Raw genomic sequence first — 16290 nt, 5'->3', positions numbered from 1 at the left:
TGCTTGTTACCTGCCGGTTTTTTCTCTGGTCGGGTAACAGTTTTTCGGAAGCGCTCGATGTTCGCATTCGACGCTTCAACGTCAATGTCGTCTCCGGCCAGAACCAGCCAGCCGCGGGCCTTCCAGGTCGTTACCGTCTTTCGGCTGACTCCGTGAAGTTTGGCAAAATCTGACTGGTTCATCTGTTACCTCAGGTGTTACCTGTTACCCAAATTTCAAAAGTTGATAGCTAGACGCAGAACGCGGCGCGCAATGCCCGTGAGATTAAAAAGTGCCAGGAAGGACCCATTTTTTTTTGGAGCCTCCCCCGAGGGTGATCGCCGATCATTTTGCTGTTCGCATCGCCTCTGCCATAGCCCTGCTCAGCTCTGTCGGCATCAAGGCATTGGCCATAGCCTGCGCACGGTCGAAATAGCCCAGCGTAGGTTTCACTGGCAGGGCATCACCGAACTGGATCAGCAACTTCGGCGCCGGCATCTTCATGCGAGGCTGACGTGTGCCGTTTGCAGAGCGTTTGCGCCGTTTTTTGCCCTTCTTCCCTTTCTTGGCTTTACGCCGCTGCCAGACGCCGTTGGTGCCGTCGATTTCACCAATGAACACGTCATCCTTAGCCTTCAACTGCGCCATCTTGTTGCGCGTCAGGTTGCCGTATTTGTTCAGTTTGATGTTCTTGGGGTTCAGCAGCGCCTGGCTGTTCAGCTTATGCTGACCGCCGAATTCGAACGGCTCCAGATAGCTCGCAGCGGTGTCCATCACGAACACCTTGGCCTTCAAATTGCTTTTCCGGGCGCCGAACGATTTAACCGAGTTGACCGTAAACGGCGTCGGGTTCTCCAGATGCCGTTTAAATGCGTTTTTTTCCGCTGCCTCTATCTTTCTGGCGACGCTTGTCAGTGCCTGCGCTGTAGCAAACGGGATTTGCTTTCGTACGCTCTGGAGTTGAGCTGACAGCTCTTTTAAACCTGCCATCCTCCCCCCAATATAAATAGCTACAATCGCAAATTATCCATATACGAATGGTTCCTCAGCAAGGTTATTTAAAGAATTAATAACCACGTTTTTTTCAACATCTCCATTAATATAGTCTAACACCAAGTCGCGGCTATAAACCCATTTAGCTTCAATATCAGTTCCGTCAAAGAATCTCTCACAATAAATCCAACACCCTTGCGCATTAGACAAAACCTTAACTAGTTCATCGAACTGATGAGAAAGTTCCACATTACATCTGTCATCAATGCTACTATTATCGCTGAGTTTTAAGGCCTTTTTACCCCTTCCGGCCAGTTCAAGATTAAATCTATCAGGCATGCTGAGCATTATATTTATAATATTAAAAATTGAACGCTTGAAATCCATTTTCACTTTGGCTTTTTCTTGCTGCTTCCATGAAGCGACAGTCCTCCAAGCAAATATAACACCAAGTGCAGCAGCCAGTGCAGAGACACCTGAAGCAATCATAGTCCAAAAAGCCCAATCGGCGGCCTGCTTAGTGGCTAACATTGACTCAAACGAAATTATATCCGCGTTCATTGAACACCCCTTAGAAAAGTAACGAGGTGATAATATCTTATTATTAAATAATACACACACAACAATAGTAAGATAGGTTAGATCTTTTCTCCCGATTAATACCGTTCATCAATAAGCCGCCGTATCTCCAGAAGTTGGTTGTTAGCCTTGTCGAGCGCCGCCAGCAGCGGATCAATCCACAGCACTGCTTGGCAGTATGTCAGGGTGCCGGAGGCAGTGGCGCCAGCACCGGTTGCGTCAGCGACGATGGTATCGGCTGACATTGCGCGGGAACGTAGACGGTGCGTGTAGTCGAGCAGCCCACCAGCAATAGCGGCAGGCACAGCCAGATCACACGTCGGCTGTTTCTTGAGGATCGTCCGGTATTCAATTTCTTTCCCCTGGGTGGCCGCGTCGGTGTTGATGCCGTACTGAGTCGCCGCGCTGCTGATTTCGTTGGCGCGCTGGAACTGAAACGCCTGTGTGGCGATTGTATTCGCCTGCAGGCTGTTATCGCTCTGAAGCTGCTTAACTTTGTCACCGGCCTTTACTGCGCTGCTGTGGAAATGAAATGCCAGCCATGCCAGCACAATGACAATGATCAGTAGAGCGGCACCCAATGCCGTCGTTAATCGGTTCATTATTTGCCCCAGTTGCAGATCTCGCGCTCAACCTCACGCCGGTTAATCAACCCCTTCCAGACCTTGCCACCAGCTTTATTCCAACGCCTCATTTCGTCACAGGCGCCACGGCTGTCGCCAGCATTAAGCTTTTTCAGCAGCGTTGATGACTCGAAAGCCTTAACGCCAACGTTGTAGCTAAAGCTGATCAGCGCCGCTTTCTGGTATTCGCTAGCTGGCACCTTCACCGAGCGCTCTACCGAACGGGCGAAAGGCTGCAGGTCTTTATCCAGCAGCGCTTTGCATTCCGTTTCGGTGTACGTCTTATCGGGAATAATGTCTGGCCCGGTGTGGCCATAACAGACAGTCAGCACGCCAACAACATCGCGGTACGGCTTGTATTCGACTCCCTCAAGTGAGGGGATCAGTACCGCGGCGATCGCCATAGCGCCACCAGCAACAGCGGCACTAAGCTTTTTCTTTAAAGAGGCTGTTATTGCCATGCTTAGTCCTCAGCCGGCGGTGGGGTGACATAACCAGCCTTGAGGGCTTTCTCATAGGCTTTTGTCTGGCGGTGTTTGAAGTAGAAGTTCATCACGGCGGTGATTGCACCGATCACGAAGCCGCCAACTACCGCAACCTGATTCCAGTCGAGGTCATGAAGCCATTGCAAAATGCTACCTCCACACACCAACGTCGCAGAGGTGCAGTAAGAAATGAACGTGGTGATTTTCTCCGGCATGATTTTCATACCTCCCCCTTGTCGGGGCTTGGCCCGATCATCGGGTAGTGGATGGGGTTTAGCCTCCCGCCGTAGTCACTCGATGACAGGATGTGTTCGCAGTGGTTGACTGTTTTGGCAAGGAGGCTAAATGCGAAAAACCCCAGCACTTAGGCCAGGGTTCAATTACGGGAAGATCTCTCTTTGTGTTTGCTCAAACCGCTCCTTCTCAAGCTCTACCCCCAAACCGATCCGGCCAAGTTTGATAGCGGCCTTTATCGTTGAGCCGGAGCCCATAAAGAAGTCGGCCACCACATCGCCTCGCCGGCTGCTGGCGTTGATGATGTGTTCCATCATCTCTGCCGGTTTTTCACATGGGTGTTTGCCGGGATAGAACGCCACCGGCGGATAATGCCAAACATCGGTATAGGGAACCGCTGCCGTTACCGTGAAAGTGCGCCGCAGCGATTTGTACTCATGGCACAATTCCAGGTATTCGCGGTTAAGCGTCCGGTATTCACGAACGAGATCGTGATGCGGTCGTTGCAATCCGCCGGCTTGTTGCTTCTCTTGAGCGATACGATCGAAAAGCTTCTGAAGTTTGTGGTACTGCGCTTCGCTCGGTAACTGCCATTGGCTTTCGCTAAACCAGTGGCTTGCCATCTGCCGGCCCGTCGCCTCGTTTATCTCTTTCGCCGATACACCCAGTGATTGCCGAGCCGACTTGAAATAGTCGATCAGGGGCTTGAAGACATTCTGTTTCAGCTCTACGCATTTTATTGCGTAGCCATCGACCTTTGGCTGCAGTGGGCCTGCATAGTGGCCAGCGAAAATGATCCGCTCCGTTGACGGGAAAAACGCGCGCAGCCCTTCTTTGTGCTGCCGTTTCCACGCGCCGGATGGTTTCGCCCACACAATATGGCTCAATACGTCGAACCGCTGGCGCACCAGCAGCTCGGTATCCGATGCCAGCCGACTACCGCAAAACATGTAAAGACTGCCATTCGGCTTCAGCACGCGCCAAAACTCCACCAGCAGCGAATCCAGCCAGGCCAGATAATCGGCCTCGCTTTTCCACTGATTATCCCAATCGCAGGACTTCACCCGAAAATAGGGAGGATCCGTTGCTATCAGATCGATGCAGTCATCAGGCAGGGTTTTGATGTATTCGAGTGTGTCAGCGTTGACAAGACAGGTACTGGAGATCATAAGCGCCCTTGTTTGGTAGGCTCGTTCTGCTGTTCATAGCAGCACGGGCAAAGGTTGCTTGTGACTCTTCGGCATGAGCGCCTGGCGGTCAGCGTGCAGTAACACCCTGATCGCCGCCCACTTCACAAACCAGAAATAAAAAACCCCGCCGAAGCGAGGTTTTGCGCCATTTGCAATTCTGGCAAAATATCAAATTAGCCTTAAATATGGCTCATTTTGTTCGGTTTTGCAAGTATCATGATGCTAAAAGTTTTGAACGTGTCGCGATCCTTTTCTTGGCGGTGCATTGTAAGGATCCTGCATCAAGGGTTTCCACCAGCGATATCAGCGTCTGCCAGTGGCCGCTGTAGGTTTCTGACCATGTGGCTTTGCTTACACCCGACAATTCAGCCAGCTGCGTGTGACTGTATTCACGCCCGATTACGGCGCCGCGGTTATGTGCTGCCTGCTGAACCGCCAACCACACCAGGCTTTCCAGACGTTTGCAAACCTTCTTCGTGATTCTTTTTCCAGCAAGCGACTCCTGCATCAGCTCCCAAATATGGCGGCATATCACCACCTGGCCGTTAAAATCGAGATCATTGGCGTAGCAATATCGGATCCATGCCCGCTCGTGATTTTCCAGCATTCCAACGGCGCGGCGCCATGACGCGGTGATGTAGGTCAGTTCATCCAGCGGCGGCATTGGCTTTTTGTTCACTCGAGTTTCCGTGCAGTGCATAGGATCCACAGCTCGGCAGACTTTACGGCCATCCACTTCAACGCTGCGTAGGCGCTTGCGCTTGTGGCGGGTCGTGTCTCCCAATGAATTCTCTTCGAATGCCGCCAGCTGCCCTTTACCAGACCGCTGAATATCCGCCAGTGCCACAGACAGTTCGCCGCGGACATACTCAATATATTGCTGATTCATCGTTTTGCTCCGCGTTTGTTTGCCGTGCTGATAGCTCCAATCCCAAATGCCTTATTCAGCGTGCGCACCAGGTGGAACAGCTGGCTGCCATGCTTGGCCTCCCATGCCGCTACATCCTTATGCAGCTCTTCATGGCATTTACGGGTAAGAGGAATGGTGAAAATGTCGTGAGGCTTGGTGCCAGTACCGCCCAGGCCATGATCGATGATGTGATGCGGGTCGTCTGCCGGTAGTCCGCAACCGCAGCAGCACGGCTGCGATTTCACCCATTGAGTATATTTTTCGCATACCCAGCGGGTCAGCTTTGGCCGCAGCATGAATCCCTCTGGTGGAGCCTCGTCAACATCAACGAGCAACGCCGGCTTAACTTTCTCCACGCTCTCGTTGATGATCTCCTTCGGTTCCTTATCCCAGACGATATCCGCCTCTTTACGCGTACCTGTTTCGACTGGCGCTGGTGGAAGGCGCAGTGCTGAGCGCGCCACTGAATCAGGCAGCAGATCGGAAACCCCTTTCAGCACGGCCCACCAGCATAATTCCGGCAGGCTCAGCTGGTGGTCTTCCCGAAAATGAAAGTGAACCCGAGCCCGGTACACCAGCCAATCCGCAACGTTTTGTGCCGCGAGCAGATCCAGCGTGGCGTGTGTTTGCTCCCGTAAGATGTTTTCGTGATGCCAGCACAGACGTACCGGCAAGCCGTCATAATCCAGAATATCCATGTTGTGATGGTGATAACCATCGCCATGTGGCCACTGGCACTCGGTACCACGGCTCAGCCACTCGCGTAGCGCAGCAACACCACCAGCGGCGCCAATCACTCTTTCATGTTGGAAGAAGGAGGTCAGCCGCGGATCATTGGCTAAACCCTGCTCTGCCGCCGGCAATAAACCGGATGGCAGCTTCTTCAACTCGTCTGGCTCATTGGCAACCAGAATTCGCCCAAGAACGCTGAAATGATGCAGCAGATCACGACCGGGGCGTAGTATCACCACGCCCAGATCACGCTGCAGGTAAGGAGTAAGCAGCATTCTCACGCAGCAACCTCCTTGCGATCGACACAGAGCTCAGGCAAATTGGCGCGCACCAAAGCTTCAGCAAATGGCGGAGGAACAGCGTTTCCGCAGCGCGCGACCTGCTTATCTTTTGCGTATTTCTTGCCCTTGTAGTCCTGATCGATGATGTACCACTCCGGGAAACCCTGCGCGGCGTAGAGCTCATGCGGCTGTAGCATTCGCATGCCAATATCAACGATCTGGTAGTCGATGTCCTCTACTGTGACCAGACCAAACCGGTCGTTCGTCGTTACTGTGTGCAGGGGATCTTCAAGGCTTACCCCTTCTTTCTCGTTGCCGTAATACTTCAGCAGGAACGCACGCACTTCGCCGATATGCAGGCCACCGGCCGTAATTGTCGGCATCGGTTCCGCCACAGCTTGGCCGTCTTTGCATGTTCCGCGCAGCTTCACAAGATGGGACGTAACCATCGCATGTTTTTTTGCTGCTACTACAGTCCCCAAGGGCTTCTCAATATCCTGTACCCGCGGCGGCTGATCTGGGCGCTCGCCATAGCCTATTGTGAGGAGGTTTGCTGCGATAACAGCATGATGATCGACAGTTGTTACCGAATGCACTGGTTCATCCATACCCACGCCGGGGCCGGAATAATTGCCGCCGTAGTGTTTCGCCAGAAACGCTGATACCAGTTGGCTTTTCCCACCACCGCCAGCAGTGATCGTGCCGTTCGGTTCGTCAGCGCCATGACCAACGCTTTTCCCAAATTGACGCGCAATTATTGGCGCCACCAGCAGGTGTTCTGCTTTGGTGGTGACGGTCGTTAGCGGTTTGCCCGCTTCATACGCCATGCGATCCTTGCCAAAGCCCGTCTGACCGATTCTTGCGATAACCGGAGCTACCAACGCGGCTCTCGACTCTTTCAGAACGGTATGCATCGGCTGATCGACGCCACGCGGTTTTGCCTGATATTCAGATCCACCAGCGCCCGCGATCATCGGCGTGACCAACGCATAGCCATGGGTTTTTGTGATGGTCTGCAGTGGTTCGTCCAGCGCTTGACCACGGAAGCAGTCGTAGCTGCTCTTTGCGCTGGTATGGTTGCATTTCACGATGAATGGATTGGGGCTGTCGATCACAAACCGTTGGATGCCACGCGCGATGCGACGCAGGGTGTTTTCGGCCAGCGGGCGCTTACGTTCAAAGATACTCGGGCACGGGATAGACCAGTCGATGCACTCTGCCGCCGTGCGCCAGGGCTTCAACTTACCGCTTTGCACCTCGAGTGATTTCGGATCGCCGTGGGTTGGCTCTGGCCAGACGATCGGCTTACCGTCACAGCGCATCAGCATGAAGAAGCGTTTGCGGATCGTTGGCGCGCCGTAGTCGCATGCCCGCAATTCGCGATATTCCACGTCGTAACCCAAGCCGGTAATCAGCTTCCGGTGGTCTTCGCTACCAATATCGATGCCGAGGACTTCACAGCATTCAGCCAGGGCTGGGTGATCAGCACTGACGCCAGTGGACATAATGCCCACGAACGCCGCGAACGTTTCGCCTGCACGGTCAGGGCATGGGTAGTCATTGCCATTAGCATCGGTGACCAGCGGCCCCCACGTTTTGAACTCCTCAACGTTCTCCAGTGGGATAAGGCGCGGCTGCTTCTTCAATGCCCAGCGAACGACGATCCACGCCAAGCCGCGAATCTCTTTTTTAACCGGAGCGGCGCCCTTGGCCTTGCTGAAATGGCGGCAATCCGGGCTGAACCACGCCAGCGCAACAGGATGCCCACAGGTTGCCGCTACAGGATCGATATCAAAGACGGATTCACAGTAGTGCAGCGTTTCGGGGTGATTGGTTTCGTGCATCGCGATGGCGTTTTCATCGTGATTGATCGCAATGTTCACGCTGCGGCCGGTGGCCATCTCAATACCAGTGCTAGCGCCACCGCCACCAGCGAAATTATCGACAATCAGTTCATTGATCATGCTGCTGCTCCCATAGCGATGGACAAATTTTTAATGGTGTTGACGATCTCGGGCTCCTGCATGCCCTCGAGTTTCAAGCGGTTGATATGCTGGCAAAGCTTCTGGCGCAGGCTATCGTGCAGCTGATCCACCCCATCAACCTGCTGCAGCAGGAACAGCACCTCTTTCGGCCATACCGTGTTTGCGGTTTCAACCTGCTGCACAGCAATATCCGCCGGTGCCAGGCGCGATGCCTCACGGCGAATTTGCGCCAGAAATGCCGCGCCTTGAGCCTCCAGCTGGTTGCGGCTGATGTAAGCAGATGCCGGGCCGCGCCAGTTTTTGTCGAAGACGGCAACCGCCCCCGCAAAGAATGCCCCTGTCGGTACCTGCTTTTCGTCCGCCGGGACAAACCAAAGGGGCAGATCGAAGCCCAGACGGCCGCGAATAAATGCTATGTGGTCGGCCTGTTCCGGCCACCAGGTTTCAGATGTAGCAGCCTTGATCAAGAAGACGTAGCGCCCGCCCTTCTCACGCATTTCCATCGCCTTGGCCATGATGTGAACCATGCCGGTGATGTACTGCCCGTCATGCTGTTGCGCGCGGGAATATGGCGGATTTGCGAATGCAGCGCCGTTCAGCTCTTGCAACTTTGCCGACCAGTCCTGGGTTAAAGCGTTATCCTCTGCCGTATAGAACTCAGCGCATTTGCTGTTTTCGCCATCGGTAAAAAGATCCAGCACCAGCGGGCCGAACATGGCATTGATGCCCCAAAACAGCGCGTCGGTGGTGCGCCACTGATCGCCAATCTCTTTCAACTCATGTGCAGGCCGAGCCCGCAGCGCTGCTAGCTTTTCGCAATATTGGCTCATGCTTTAACCTCCTCTTCAGAGGCCGCCACCAGCCGGTAGAAATAGATAAGCTTGCCCGTTTCGGGATCCTTCAAAGTCCGTTTTTCTTTGACTAGACCGTGAATTTTTGGATCCACCTCACGCAATCTGGCGCTGATCGCCGCCTGCGTGTCGGCAACAAAAAACATCATGTAAACCGTTCTCTCCAGTTCGCGCAGCGTCATCCATTGAGCTCCGGCTGCGGCCTGAATAACACGCCCGATCTGGTTTTCAGGTGTGTCTTTCAACACGCCAGCCAGCACCAACTTGCGAATGCCGCTGTTAATGCGCTCGCTCTCAAAAACGTCTACCGGGATCGATAATTTTTTCATGAATTCTTCCCCTTGCGGCCGCGCATGCTGGCCCATGTGAACGGCACCCAAATTCCGCCATCGGTCTGGCGATCCATCACTCGTTCGCCAACCATGCCAACCATTTCCTCGTAGGTTTTGTTGGTCAGCATCCCCGTTGGCTTCAACTGCAACTGGCGACGATCAACGATGTTGGTCAGCAGATTTGTTTCGTAGTCGGAGCCTTTCTGCAGGCCCACTTCATCCAGCACCAGAAGATCAAGCCGGCAGAGGTCGCGCAGCAGATCGGCCTCCTTGACTGGGCTGTCTTTGCTGAACGTGGCGCGGTGGTTTTCGAATAGCTCTGAAACAGTCATGACCATCGCCGAGTAACCGCGTTTGATCAGGTTTCTTGCTATGGCGCTGGCCAGATGGTTTTTACCTGTGCCGCAGTTGCCGGAGAACACAAAACCCCCGTGACTCTTGCCGAACGCGGTCACAAAACCCTTCGCGGCATCCAGGGCAGCCTGCTGTTCAGGGCATTCCACGCGGTAATTACTGAATGAGCATTCCCGGTGCATCGGCTGAATACCTGAGCGGCCGATGATTTTCTCCATGCGCGCTTGGCGATTCCGATCCGTGATCTGCTGGTTCGATTTCAAAGCCTCTTCCGCCTGAAATTTCTTCCAGCCTTCGACGGTCGTGAAACGTGGTTCGACATGTGCAGGCTTTAGCGCCAACAGGCGCGCCATCACATCAGTTGACGATGCCATCATGTTCACCCCCTGTTGGTAAGCCATTGCTGAAGCCCGGCGGGATTGCGCCTGTAGCTGGTGTTACGCGGTGATTCGTGCTGGTTTGCCATTTACCGTTGATACAGGCTGGGCGCCCTTTCTTGTCCCATGCAGTGCTTGATTGCTGATAGCCGGGAAATTTCGTGGGGGCAAACAGCGTTGTAGGGCGCAGGTAATCCGACATGGCCAGATCGCCACTCCATTTCGCCGTCAAGTAATCGACTGTTTGCACCAGCTGCTCGACAGTGAAGCCATCGCGAAGGCGCGCCCGGATGTTATCCAGCGAACTTTTCGAGGTCTGGTAGCGGGAACCAGTCACAAGGTTCAGATGTTTTAAAACCTCCTTGGCTTGATCAGTGATCAGCACTTCTGGGTCGGTCTGCGTAGCAGGCTGACAAGAAGGTTTTTTACCTGATGGATCTGGTTTTGAATTTACTGACGGATCGTCTCCAGATTCTGGAGGGTCAAAACGCCCGTTTTGGCTGGATTCTGATGGGTCAAATTTTGAGGCATCAAATTTTGATACCTCGGATTTTGAGACATCAGATTTTGGAGGGTGAGAACTTGCAGCAGCCTGAAGCATTTCAACGTTGAGCTGGGTCATGCTTGAGGTATTGCGGTTGCCTTTCCTGCGCTGCTGTCGAGTGATCCATCCGTCTTTTTCAAGTTTGGCCAGCGATGCGCTCACTGTGCTTTCACTTGCGCCAATCTGACGGGCGATCGTCTTCACTGATGGCCAGCACAAGCCTTCATCCGAAGAAAAGTCAGCCAAACGCGCCATTATGGCTACCATGGACAGTTTCATGCCTGCCGCCGCGCAGCCATCCCACACGTATGCGGTCAGTTTCGTACTCATGCGTTTACCCTGGGAAACTTTGCCGCGGCCGTCTTGGAAATTTCCGCACGGTCGGCGTTGATGTAGTCCACCAGCTCGGGGCTGGCCATTGTGATTTCTGAGGCTGGCTGGCCATGCCCACAGGATTGAGCCCCGCCATCTACCACCCAGCGCGCGAACTGGTAGTTGCTGGGTTCCCATTGGCCCAGTACATTTACCTCATACCGGAACGGCGCAGCTGATTTACCGCCCGGCATTGCCCGGCAGCGTATTTGCGGCACCATAGGTTTTCTGGTTAAATTGCCCATGCGATTATTTCTCCACACACGATTTATTCGCACCCCGACGCCCAGAGCTGCAACTTTGGGCGTCAACCTTTCTGGCACTTGGCCTTCTTGCCAAATAGCGCCAGCACCGCCCTAACTTCTGCGTCTCGCGCTTGCAAATGCTTGCGGTGATGACGCATGATCTCGGCGGCTTCTTTGTCGTCAATGACTCCATCTGCCAACGATTCCTGAATGATCTGATCCACATGGCCGCGATGCGCCGCCGTGCGGATGCTCTTGCTGAACAACTCCACCTGATCCAGTTCTTCCAGTGCAGGCAGCTCCACCACCAGCAACCCGCGCCGCCGGGCAAAATACTCGGTCAGCAGATTGGTACCGGATATGTCCTCCATCGCTTCCAGTTCCCCTATCTCGAAGAAGCGGCACCCGTTCTTCTCGTAGAGGTTGTTGTTGAACGCCGTTTCGGTCATGCCTAGGGCGCCAGCCATCGCCGAACGGCCACCAGCAAACGCCTTACACATGCCCTTCACTACTTCTTTCAGATTTGCCTCTACCATGTTGTTTTTCCCTTGGTAGTTACTTACGGGCGGTAGTTTCACTACCATCTTGAGATGGCAAGCCATCATTCGGGTTTGGATAGATATCCGGCCTCAGCTGATGCGGAGTGATAAGCCAATGCCCCAAAGAGCACAGGTGAATAACACGCTCCGAAGGGACTTGCTGATTGATGATCCAGTTCGCCACGGACTGTGGTGACTTGAAGCCGAATTTTCGAGCGACCTCAGAAAGAGACGGCCCTGCTGCCTTAACGGCTTGCTCGGTGATATTTGGAATGGCCATTGATGACTCCTGTGAATTGTTCACAGGAATAATGCTACTTAAAGTAGAATAAATCAACTACTCAAAATAGAAATGACTACTGTTTGGTTGGGCTGTAATCTTCTACCTATGGTAGAAAATCATAAATACAAAGGCTTCTCAGAGCGCTTGGCTTCCTTGATGAATGGGAAAGACATTGGCGTGACTGAGCTTGCCAAAAAAGCAGGCGTTACTTACGAGATGGCGCGCCGGTATACACTCGGCACAGCTAAGCCGCGCTCTGCAACTATGGAAAAATTGGCCAAGTCTCTGGATACGACAGCCTCGTATTTGGAGTACGGCGCTGTGGCACAGCTACCAGAACAATCATCGGGGAGCCAGGTGAGACTGACCCAATTAGAGGTTTTTGCATCAGCGGGAAATGGCTATATCAATAATGAGTTTCCGGCAATCGTTAGTTCTATTGAGTTCCCAGAGTCCAGGGTTTACGAGTTGTTTGGAAGGAAGTCTCTCGAGGGTGTGCAGCTGATTAACGTTGATGGGGATAGTATGATGCCTACTCTATGCCCTAAAGATCTTCTCTTCATTGACACAAAAATCGATCACTTCAACGGCGACGGGGTTTACGTTTTCAACTTTGAGGATTCGACTTTCGTCAAGCGTCTGCAAAAAGTTAAGGGCCGTAAGCTGGCTGTCCTGTCTGATAACGATAAGTACCCACCTTTTTATATAGAACCTCATGAAATGAATGAGCTATATATATTCGGTAAGTTAATCAAACACTTACCGCTTAAATTCAACGATTTCGCTTAAAAAGCACCATCACCAAAACCGGTAATAGCCGGTTTTTTTTATCCCTAAAATCACTGACATACATAAATACGGCCAAAATCCGTCCTCTTTTTCTACTTTTGGTAGTTGATTTATTCTACTTTAAGTAGCATCATTGAATTCAACAGAGCACGCCAGTAACCAAGAAGGGGAAAACAAGTGGAACATCTGAAAATTCTCGGTTCGTTCATGGACACCACAGGCCAACGCTGGGCATTCGACAAAGAAGCCATCCATGCCATCGACAGCGCCGACGGCGAAGAAATGCACCTCTACCGCGAGCACAGCTTCGAAGCGCCTACCGCTGAACTCTGTGCGCAACTGATCCGCGTCGAAATTGAACCCGCCACAGCTGAGAACTTCGTGGACGGTTCGGCGATGTTCAACATGCGGTCGCAAGAAGTTAACGGTATGCCAAACGGCAGAATCATTGCCGACTTCCAGTGCCGGGATCAGTGCGATTGCGAGATCGAATTTGGCAAAGACAGCGAAACGTTCCTGCTCACCTTTTTCAGCGAGGAAGGCAGCATCTATTTAGAGCGCGATGCAGCGATCGCTTACGCCAAAAAGATTCTGGCAATGGCAGGGGCAGACCGTAACGCGCAATAAGGCGCACCGAGGCAATCATGAGTGAACGAGGCGCATGGTGGTTGTTAATGGCTGTTTTGTGTCTGGATTTTTGGTTGGCGGTTGGTTTTTTAATTTTGGTGGCTGTCGCCGGGTGACCGGCGCACATCGGAATGCTCACTCAGCCGATTCCCTAAATTCTGGGAGCGGTGAAGGATCTTGACCCATGAGTGAGCAGCCCAATGTGAAGCGTCTTTTCTCCCCTGCTGCTATCAGCTTCGGCTATGACGGCTTCAGAGGGAACATGAGAACCGGGAGCCTGCCCCATGACGAGAACAGGCACGCGAATGGAGGGAAGCATCATGTGACAAGTAAACGGGCCGACCGTAGATACCGGCCAGTCGCATCAGCGGTAATGGCAAAGTTCCCCCGGCGACGGAGTGAGGGAAAGGTGGCGAAAAGCATCACGCAGTTCCGGTTGGCGCCCGGTTAACGCATCAGTCAGCCTAAAAATGAAGAGTGCCATTCGGGGTTATGCGGCGGCATCCGAATGGCGAGTCCGCCGAGTGGGTACGTTCAGCGGTTCGCTTGCTATCCCCACCGAGCTGGCTGGAAGGTCAGCACCACTATCAAAGAGCGCGGGCGTGCAAAACTGTATCTCACCCGGCGAACGTCAGTACCGAATCCCGGAGAGGGTTCGCCAATAGCGGGAGAGGATCGCTCTTTTTGATAGTGGTTCAAGGCTGGAAACTTCGGGGGCGTTGTTTACCAGCCGCCACAACCGAGTAATTGCTGTGTGTAGTCTTTGGCGGCCACGCCGAACTTCAACCAACAAGGGGTGAAGATAATGTTCATAGGCTGGCCGCCCTTTTTACACATCAGGTGGCGCACTGTGCCGGTTCCAATTCATTTCTGCACAGTATGAACACCAGCGCGGTGCGCCACCTGATGTGTGGAGAAAACCGCGGCTATCGCCGCTTCGTGTGAGGAGTATTCAATGAGTGATGACCGCAAGACCAACGTGCCGGACTTTCTGGGCGAACTGGATGCTGGCGTGTTTCAAAATAAAATCTCAGCGGCTTTAAACGCTACTGCCCTGGGTGTTCTCAACAATGGCGGCAAAGGGAAGATCGTTATCACCTTTGATATTGACCGCTTGAGTAATTCAGTTGAAGAAAAGCGGGTGGGTATTAAGCACCAACTGAAATTTGTAACCCCTACCCCGCGCGGCAAAGTGTCAGAGGAAGATACCACCGAAACGCCAATGTATGTTGGTAAGGGCGGCAAGCTGACTATTTTGCAGGAAGATCAAGGGCAATTATTTACTGTTGGCGGTCAGCCAGACGGTAAATTAAAAGTCGCTCAGTAATTTCGCGACCTCGTCAACTATTAATCAATAGGACTAAATAATATGTCACAATTAGACGGCACAGCCATCGAGCAAATTAAGCATCTGGCTATCGGCGCTGCATTCATCCAAGATCTTAATCATGTTGATTGCCCGATCGCTGTTTTACCAAAAGATGTAAACGTTGAAAGTCTCGAGCGTTATCACGATCTGCGCTTCCGCTTCCGCGGGAACATGGACACAACCAGCATTCCCGATTTTGTTAAATACTCTACTCAATATGCAGGCGAAGGCGTTTGCTGCTTCATCGATGCAGATCGTATGCAGGCCGAAACGATCTTCAACATCGGCACGCTGGACGAACCCGGCCATGCTGATAATAAAGCCTCGATCACCCTGAAAAAAACGGCCCCGTTCTCCGGGGTGCTCGATATCAATGGCCGCAAGCAAGGCCAAAAAGAACTGGCAGAGTGGCTGGAAGACAACCGTGACTTCCTTACCGCGTTCGATGCTGATGGCGTTGTACTCGATATTAAGCAAGCCGTTGGTGCTGTCCGACGCATCACTATTGAGTCCGTCTCCACCTCTGACCATGAAGAGAACGATTTCAGCGGTAAACGTTCACTCATGGAAAGCGTGGAAGCCAAAAGCAAAGACGTTATGCCAGCCGCCTTTGAGTTCAAATGCGTGCCGTATGAAGGTTTGAGCGAGCGTCCATTCAAACTGCGCTACAGCATAATAACCAATGACAAACCGATCCTGGTATTACGCATCGTGCAATTGGAAAAAGCAGAAGAAGAAATCGCGGTCGAATTCCGCGACCTGCTGACCAGCAAGTTTGACGGCGTAGAAGTAGAAACCTTCATCGGTAAATTTAAAGCTTAATTCAATATGTAATGCAGCCTCAAATACCCCAGCAATGGGGTATTTGGTGAAGTGTTGCCAAAAACTGTGTGGAGAATAATTATGTCTTGGATTTTAACCTTTACTGGCAAGCGTTTTGATTACGCAGCGCCAAACGTAGACGATATTTGCATTGAAGATATCGCTCAAGCGTTATCACATGAATGCCGTTTCAATGGCCATCTTCCTGAATTCTACAGCGTGGCACAGCATTGCTTTATTGCAAGCCAGATCGTGCCACCAAGCTTTGCTCTCGAAGCTTTATTGCATGATGCTCATGAAGCTTATTGCAAAGATATTCCATCACCGATCAAAAAATTAATACCTGACTATCGCGGCATCGAAAATAACATTGATTTTGTTATCCGCTATAAATTTGGCCTTCCTGCCACAATCAGCCCGATCGTTAAAAATGCCGATCTGGTGATGTTAGCCACCGAGCGCCGCGACCTCGATATTGACGACGGCACGCCGTGGCCGATGCTCGAAGGGATCAGCCCATCCGAAGATTTTCTCGTATCGCCGGTAAATCCAGTGCAAGCACGCACGATGTTCCTGCAGCGATTCCACCAGCTGACAGCTGAGAGGGCCGTGTAATGTTCGGCCTATTCCTGCTCGTCTGCTACACGTACCAGCCATGCGAATTCGTGCCGCAGGGCTGGGTGTACCCAGACAAAAGCAACTGTCTGGCGGATATCCACCAGCAACAGCTCCCACCGCAATATGAATGCCTGCAAGTGGATGGAGTGATCCCGGCGCAGCGCCAGGAGGACAAAT

At 52.6% G+C, this 16290-nt stretch carries 21 protein-coding genes and 1 pseudogene; 5 read left to right on the top strand and 17 right to left on the bottom strand.

The window, feature by feature from the left end; genetic code table 11:
- The 17 genes and pseudogenes from C9411_RS26070 to C9411_RS18670 all read right to left on the bottom strand — a co-directional run.
- Nucleotides 1-182: pseudogene (locus C9411_RS26070) on the bottom strand (RNA polymerase subunit sigma-70); the annotation flags it as partial.
- A 142-nt stretch (nucleotides 183-324) separates the two neighbouring features.
- Nucleotides 325-969, bottom strand: coding sequence for a hypothetical protein (locus C9411_RS18745; RefSeq protein ID WP_107227648.1), 645 nt, complete (start codon nucleotides 967-969; stop codon nucleotides 325-327).
- A gap of 33 nt (nucleotides 970-1002) precedes the next feature.
- Complete coding sequence (locus C9411_RS18740; protein WP_107227647.1) at nucleotides 1003-1533, bottom strand: hypothetical protein; 531 nt, start codon at nucleotides 1531-1533, stop codon at nucleotides 1003-1005.
- A 95-nt stretch (nucleotides 1534-1628) separates the two neighbouring features.
- Nucleotides 1629-2153, bottom strand: coding sequence for a hypothetical protein (locus C9411_RS18735; protein ID WP_107227646.1), 525 nt, complete (start codon nucleotides 2151-2153; stop codon nucleotides 1629-1631).
- A complete protein-coding gene (locus C9411_RS18730; protein ID WP_107227661.1) occupies nucleotides 2153-2629 on the bottom strand; it encodes a lysozyme in 477 nt (158 codons plus the stop codon). The genes C9411_RS18735 and C9411_RS18730 overlap by 1 nt, the downstream gene beginning before the upstream one ends.
- 8 nt (nucleotides 2630-2637) lie before the next feature.
- Nucleotides 2638-2883: a phage holin gene (locus C9411_RS18725; RefSeq protein WP_033646506.1), complete on the bottom strand. Its 246-nt coding sequence runs from the start codon at nucleotides 2881-2883 to the stop codon at nucleotides 2638-2640.
- A 156-nt stretch (nucleotides 2884-3039) separates the two neighbouring features.
- Nucleotides 3040-4062, bottom strand: a complete 1023-nt coding sequence (locus C9411_RS18720; protein ID WP_107227645.1) for a site-specific DNA-methyltransferase — start codon at nucleotides 4060-4062, stop codon at nucleotides 3040-3042.
- Between the two features lie 235 nt (nucleotides 4063-4297).
- Complete coding sequence (locus tag C9411_RS18715; protein WP_107227644.1) at nucleotides 4298-4972, bottom strand: bacteriophage antitermination protein Q; 675 nt, start codon at nucleotides 4970-4972, stop codon at nucleotides 4298-4300.
- Nucleotides 4969-6006 carry a DUF968 domain-containing protein gene (locus C9411_RS18710; RefSeq protein ID WP_107227643.1) on the bottom strand — a complete coding sequence of 346 codons (1038 nt, stop codon included), beginning with the start codon at nucleotides 6004-6006 and terminating at the stop codon, nucleotides 4969-4971. Before C9411_RS18710 ends, C9411_RS18715 begins: the two co-directional genes overlap by 4 nt.
- The gene (locus C9411_RS18705; protein WP_107227660.1) at nucleotides 6003-7967 is read right to left on the bottom strand and encodes a DNA cytosine methyltransferase; all 1965 of its coding nucleotides are present in this window, start codon (nucleotides 7965-7967) and stop codon (nucleotides 6003-6005) included. Before C9411_RS18705 ends, C9411_RS18710 begins: the two co-directional genes overlap by 4 nt.
- The gene (locus C9411_RS18700; RefSeq protein ID WP_107227642.1) at nucleotides 7967-8821 is read right to left on the bottom strand and encodes a phage N-6-adenine-methyltransferase; all 855 of its coding nucleotides are present in this window, start codon (nucleotides 8819-8821) and stop codon (nucleotides 7967-7969) included. The genes C9411_RS18705 and C9411_RS18700 overlap by 1 nt, the downstream gene beginning before the upstream one ends.
- Entirely contained in the window at nucleotides 8818-9171 is a 354-nt protein-coding gene (locus tag C9411_RS18695; RefSeq protein ID WP_070914817.1) for a hypothetical protein, read from the bottom strand. The genes C9411_RS18700 and C9411_RS18695 overlap by 4 nt, the downstream gene beginning before the upstream one ends.
- Complete coding sequence (locus C9411_RS18690; RefSeq protein WP_158263884.1) at nucleotides 9168-9905, bottom strand: ATP-binding protein; 738 nt, start codon at nucleotides 9903-9905, stop codon at nucleotides 9168-9170. Before C9411_RS18690 ends, C9411_RS18695 begins: the two co-directional genes overlap by 4 nt.
- Nucleotides 9886-10779, bottom strand: a complete 894-nt coding sequence (locus C9411_RS18685) for a conserved phage C-terminal domain-containing protein (protein ID WP_075335067.1) — start codon at nucleotides 10777-10779, stop codon at nucleotides 9886-9888. The genes C9411_RS18690 and C9411_RS18685 overlap by 20 nt, the downstream gene beginning before the upstream one ends.
- The gene (locus tag C9411_RS18680; RefSeq protein ID WP_107227641.1) at nucleotides 10776-11066 is read right to left on the bottom strand and encodes a hypothetical protein; all 291 of its coding nucleotides are present in this window, start codon (nucleotides 11064-11066) and stop codon (nucleotides 10776-10778) included. Before C9411_RS18680 ends, C9411_RS18685 begins: the two co-directional genes overlap by 4 nt.
- 62 nt (nucleotides 11067-11128) lie before the next feature.
- Nucleotides 11129-11602 (bottom strand): YmfL family putative regulatory protein, encoded by a 474-nt coding sequence (locus C9411_RS18675; RefSeq protein WP_107227640.1) that lies wholly within the window; start codon nucleotides 11600-11602, stop codon nucleotides 11129-11131.
- A gap of 19 nt (nucleotides 11603-11621) precedes the next feature.
- A complete protein-coding gene (locus C9411_RS18670; protein ID WP_107227639.1) occupies nucleotides 11622-11885 on the bottom strand; it encodes a YdaS family helix-turn-helix protein in 264 nt (87 codons plus the stop codon).
- A 72-nt stretch (nucleotides 11886-11957) separates the two neighbouring features.
- On the opposite strand from C9411_RS18670, the gene C9411_RS18665 reads away from it, so the two are divergent.
- The 5 genes from C9411_RS18665 to C9411_RS18640 all read left to right on the top strand — a co-directional run bounded on the left by C9411_RS18665 (nucleotide 11958) and on the right by C9411_RS18640 (nucleotide 16110).
- Nucleotides 11958-12677: a helix-turn-helix transcriptional regulator gene (locus tag C9411_RS18665; RefSeq protein WP_107227638.1), complete on the top strand. Its 720-nt coding sequence runs from the start codon at nucleotides 11958-11960 to the stop codon at nucleotides 12675-12677.
- 177 nt (nucleotides 12678-12854) lie between these two features.
- Nucleotides 12855-13304, top strand: coding sequence for a hypothetical protein (locus tag C9411_RS18660; protein WP_107227637.1), 450 nt, complete (start codon nucleotides 12855-12857; stop codon nucleotides 13302-13304).
- Nucleotides 13305-14259: 955 nt separating this feature from the next.
- Entirely contained in the window at nucleotides 14260-14631 is a 372-nt protein-coding gene (locus tag C9411_RS18650; protein WP_107227635.1) for a hypothetical protein, read from the top strand.
- 42 nt (nucleotides 14632-14673) lie between these two features.
- Entirely contained in the window at nucleotides 14674-15495 is an 822-nt protein-coding gene (locus C9411_RS18645) for a YfdQ family protein (protein ID WP_107227634.1), read from the top strand.
- Between the two features lie 81 nt (nucleotides 15496-15576).
- Nucleotides 15577-16110: a hypothetical protein gene (locus tag C9411_RS18640; RefSeq protein ID WP_107227633.1), complete on the top strand. Its 534-nt coding sequence runs from the start codon at nucleotides 15577-15579 to the stop codon at nucleotides 16108-16110.
- The last annotated feature ends 180 nt before the right edge of the window (nucleotides 16111-16290 follow it).

The sequence above is a fragment of the Serratia sp. Nf2 genome (assembly GCF_003028435.1).
Lineage (GTDB): Bacteria > Pseudomonadota > Gammaproteobacteria > Enterobacterales > Enterobacteriaceae > Serratia > Serratia marcescens_L.
Note: the sequence above shows the minus strand (reverse complement) of the source record. Positions and strands in the feature narration are given on the sequence as shown.

Excerpts from the sequence above, each read along its gene's own strand:
- C9411_RS18715 (WP_107227644.1), bottom strand. The coding sequence starts at position 4,972 with ATGAATCAGCAATATATTGAGTATGTCCGCGGCGAACTGTCTGTGGCA.
- C9411_RS18735 (WP_107227646.1), bottom strand. The coding sequence starts at position 2,153 with ATGAACCGATTAACGACGGCATTGGGTGCCGCTCTACTGATCATTGTC.
- C9411_RS18725 (WP_033646506.1), bottom strand. The coding sequence starts at position 2,883 with ATGAAAATCATGCCGGAGAAAATCACCACGTTCATTTCTTACTGCACC.
- C9411_RS18665 (WP_107227638.1), top strand. The coding sequence starts at position 11,958 with ATGACTACTGTTTGGTTGGGCTGTAATCTTCTACCTATGGTAGAAAAT.
- C9411_RS18745 (WP_107227648.1), bottom strand. The coding sequence starts at position 969 with ATGGCAGGTTTAAAAGAGCTGTCAGCTCAACTCCAGAGCGTACGAAAG.
- C9411_RS18640 (WP_107227633.1), top strand. The coding sequence starts at position 15,577 with ATGTCTTGGATTTTAACCTTTACTGGCAAGCGTTTTGATTACGCAGCG.
- C9411_RS18680 (WP_107227641.1), bottom strand. The coding sequence starts at position 11,066 with ATGGGCAATTTAACCAGAAAACCTATGGTGCCGCAAATACGCTGCCGG.
- C9411_RS18645 (WP_107227634.1), top strand. The coding sequence starts at position 14,674 with ATGTCACAATTAGACGGCACAGCCATCGAGCAAATTAAGCATCTGGCT.
- C9411_RS18700 (WP_107227642.1), bottom strand. The coding sequence starts at position 8,821 with ATGAGCCAATATTGCGAAAAGCTAGCAGCGCTGCGGGCTCGGCCTGCA.
- C9411_RS18685 (WP_075335067.1), bottom strand. The coding sequence starts at position 10,779 with ATGAGTACGAAACTGACCGCATACGTGTGGGATGGCTGCGCGGCGGCA.
- C9411_RS18670 (WP_107227639.1), bottom strand. The coding sequence starts at position 11,885 with ATGGCCATTCCAAATATCACCGAGCAAGCCGTTAAGGCAGCAGGGCCG.
- C9411_RS18740 (WP_107227647.1), bottom strand. The coding sequence starts at position 1,533 with ATGAACGCGGATATAATTTCGTTTGAGTCAATGTTAGCCACTAAGCAG.
- C9411_RS18690 (WP_158263884.1), bottom strand. The coding sequence starts at position 9,905 with ATGATGGCATCGTCAACTGATGTGATGGCGCGCCTGTTGGCGCTAAAG.
- C9411_RS18695 (WP_070914817.1), bottom strand. The coding sequence starts at position 9,171 with ATGAAAAAATTATCGATCCCGGTAGACGTTTTTGAGAGCGAGCGCATT.
- C9411_RS18720 (WP_107227645.1), bottom strand. The coding sequence starts at position 4,062 with ATGATCTCCAGTACCTGTCTTGTCAACGCTGACACACTCGAATACATC.
- C9411_RS18675 (WP_107227640.1), bottom strand. The coding sequence starts at position 11,602 with ATGGTAGAGGCAAATCTGAAAGAAGTAGTGAAGGGCATGTGTAAGGCG.
- C9411_RS18650 (WP_107227635.1), top strand. The coding sequence starts at position 14,260 with ATGAGTGATGACCGCAAGACCAACGTGCCGGACTTTCTGGGCGAACTG.